Origin of the sequence: Nibrella viscosa, assembly GCF_039541875.1 — a bacterium.
Classification (GTDB): Bacteria; Bacteroidota; Bacteroidia; order Cytophagales; family Spirosomataceae; genus Nibrella; species Nibrella viscosa.
This window is the reverse complement of sequence record NZ_BAABHB010000031.1, coordinates 1-3141: the sequence shown is the minus strand read 5'-3', so window position 1 is coordinate 3141 and position 3141 is coordinate 1. Positions and strand designations below refer to the sequence as shown.

Sequence of the window (3141 nt, the reverse complement as noted above, 5' to 3'; positions counted from 1 at the left end):
GTCCGAGATGTTCTTTGACCGACTGAGAGAAGAGAGTAAGGCCGTAGTGATACGGTCCTAGTAAGAGTACGCAAATGAAGAGCGCCTGGGGAATGCCTGGGCTTCTGGCGGCGAAGAAGGACGCGGCAAGCGGCGAAACGCGACGGGGACTGGCTGGCACAGGCTGATCCGTCGGTATCCGAATGGGGCAACCCACCAGCTTGAAGAGCTGGTATCTCCTTTGGGAGAGGCAAACGCGGAGAACTGAAACATCTAAGTACCCGCAGGAAAAGAAAACAAGTAGTGATTCCCTTAGTAGTGGCGAGCGAGGGGGGAATAGCCTAAACCAGCTGAGTTACGGCTCAGGTGGGGTTGTAGGACCCGACAAAAGCACCAACGACGAACTGAAATGCCCTGGGAAAGGCAACCATAGAGGGTGAGAGTCCCGTACAGGCAGTGGGCGGTGTGGGTTGGGGATCCTGAGTAGGCGGGGGCCGGAGGAACCCCCGTTGAATCGGCCGGCACCATCCGGTAAGGCTAAATACGACCAGAAGACCGATAGCGAAGAGTACCGTGAGGGAACGGTGAAAAGAACCGGGAGTACCGGGGTGAAACAGAACCTGAAACCAGGCGCTTACAAGCGGTCGGAGCCCCCCGTGTGGGGTGACGGCGTGCCTTTTGCATAATGAGCCTACGAGTGACTCTTCCTGGCCAGATTAAGCACGTGGACGTGCGGAGTCGAAGCGAAAGCGAGTCTGAACAGGGCGCCATAGTCAGGGGGAGTCGACGCGAAACTTGGTGATCTACCCATGGCCAGGTTGAAGTGGCGGTAACACGCCATGAAGGACCGAACCAGTAAACGTTGAAAAGTTTTTGGATGAGCTGTGGGTAGGGGTGAAAGGCCAATCAAACTGAGAAATAGCTCGTACTCTCCGAAATGTTTTTAGGAACAGCGTCACGGTTTGCCACCTCTGAGGTAGAGCGACCAACAGGATGCGGGGGAGTCACATCCTACCAACTTCTGATGAACTCCGAATGCAGGGGTGGTTAAGTGGCAGTGAGGGGCAGGGTGCTAAGGTCCTGCTCCGAGAGGGGAACAACCCAGACCACCATCTAAGGTCCCCAAGTGTGTGCTAAGTTGAACAAAGGCGGTCCGGCTGCCGAGACAGCCAGGAGGTTAGCTTGGAAGCAGCTATTCCTTTAAAGAGTGCGTAACAGCTCACTGGTCGAGCGGGGCGGGCGTCGATAATAAACGGGCATCAAGCACAGCACCGAAGATGTGGATGAGACACCTTGTGTGTGTCATGGTAGGAGAGCATTCCAGTGGGGGTGAAGTTGTAGCGTGAGCTATGGTGGACCGACTGGAAAAGCAAATGTAGGCATAAGTAACGAGATGCGGGCGAGAACCCCGCACACCGAAAGACTAAGGGTTCCCCGGCTATGGTAGTCAACCGGGGGTTAGTCGGGACCTAAGGCGCAGGCGAAAGCCGAGGCTGATGGACAGCAGGTTAATAATCCTGCACTAGAGCAGATTTGTCTATTGATGACGAAGCGTCGGAGTGGCTGCGAGCAGCTGGAATAGCTCGCTGAGCGGAGCCTTTCGGGGCGAAGCGAAGTGGCGAAGAGGCTTCCAAGAAAAGTCAGTGGGCGCGTGGTTTGTTCTACCCGTACCGGAAACCGACACAGGTAGTCAAGGCGAAGAGCCTCAGGTGGACGAGAGAATCATGGCTAAGGAACTCGGCAAAATCACCCTGTAACTTCGGGAGAAGGGGGGCCTACCCTGTGAGGGGAGGCTGCAGAGAAAAGGCCCAGGCGACTGTTTACCAAAAACACAGGACTCTGCCAAATCGAGAGATGATGTATAGGGTCTGACACCTGCCCGGTGCTGGAAGGTTAAGGGGGGGCGTTAGCTGTAAGGCGAAGCGCTGAACTGAAGCCCCAGTAAACGGCGGCCGTAACTATAACGGTCCTAAGGTAGCGAAATTCCTTGTCGGGTAAGTTCCGACCTGCACGAATGGTGTAACGATCTGGGCACTGTCTCAGCCATGAGCTCGGTGAAATTGTAGTCGCGGTGAAGATGCCGCGTACCCGCCACGGGACGGAAAGACCCCGTGCACCTTTACTACAGCTTATCATGGATCGCTGGTCAGGCATGTGTAGGATAGGCGGGAGGCAGCGAAGCGGTGTCGCCAGGCATCGTGGAGCCGACCTTGAAATACCGCCCTTGGCTGACTGGTGGTCTAACTCTGGAAAGGAGGACAGTGGTTGGTGGGTAGTTTGACTGGGGTGGTCGCCTCCGAAAGGGTAACGGAGGCTTCCCAAGGTTCGCTCAGGCTGGACGGTAATCAGCCGGGGAGTGCAATAGCAGAAGCGAGCTTGACAGTGAGAGCGACGGCTCGAGCTGGTGCGAAAGCAGGGTATAGTGATCCGGTGGTGCTGCATGGGTGGGCCATCGCTCAAAGGATAAAAGGTACGCCGGGGATAACAGGCTGATCTCCCCCAAGAGCTCACATCGACGGGGAGGTTTGGCACCTCGATGTCGGCTCGTCACATCCTGGGGCTGGAGAAGGTTCCAAGGGTTCGGCTGTTCGCCGATTAAAGTGGCACGCGAGCTGGGTTCAGAACGTCGTGAGACAGTTCGGTCCCTATCTGTGGTGGGCGGAGGAAGTTTGACGGGGGCTGTCCTTAGTACGAGAGGACCGGGATGGACTCACCGCTGGCGGATCGGTTGTTTTGCCAGGAGCACGGCCGAGTAGCTACGTGGGGAACAGATAAGCGCTGAAAGCATCTAAGTGCGAAACTGGCCTGAAGATGAGACTTCCAAAGAAAGGCTGTGGGAGACGACCACGTGGATAGGCGGCAGGTGTTGGGCGTGAGAGCGCTAGAGCCGAGCCGTACTAATGAGCCTGAAGTCGTACCGGCTAGATGATTACTCTCTTTTCTCAGCTCGATCAGGAGCAACAACACGACAAACCAACCGGGTGAGCAAGCAGCAGCGAGCGAACCAGGAAAGCCAAGCTGAGGTTGGTGGTCAGAGTGCGGGTGGACACCTCTTACCATATCGAACAGAGCCGTTAAGCCCCGTAACGCCGATGGTACTGCCTTCACCGGTGGGAGAGTAGGTAGCTGCCACCTCAACTATCAAGCCAGACAAAGCCGACC

General features: G+C 56.4%; 1 rRNA gene and 1 other annotated feature (1 of these 2 only partly in view). The gene reads left to right on the top strand.

Annotated elements, in window-relative coordinates:
• Positions 1 to 2900: a sequence feature (most likely nonfunctional fraction of RNA operon), on the top strand (it extends 1531 nt beyond the left edge of the window).
• Positions 2901 to 3002: 102 nt separating this feature from the next.
• Positions 3003 to 3114, top strand: a 5S ribosomal RNA gene (rrf, locus tag ABD931_RS29020).
• Positions 3115 to 3141: the final 27 nt, after the last annotated feature.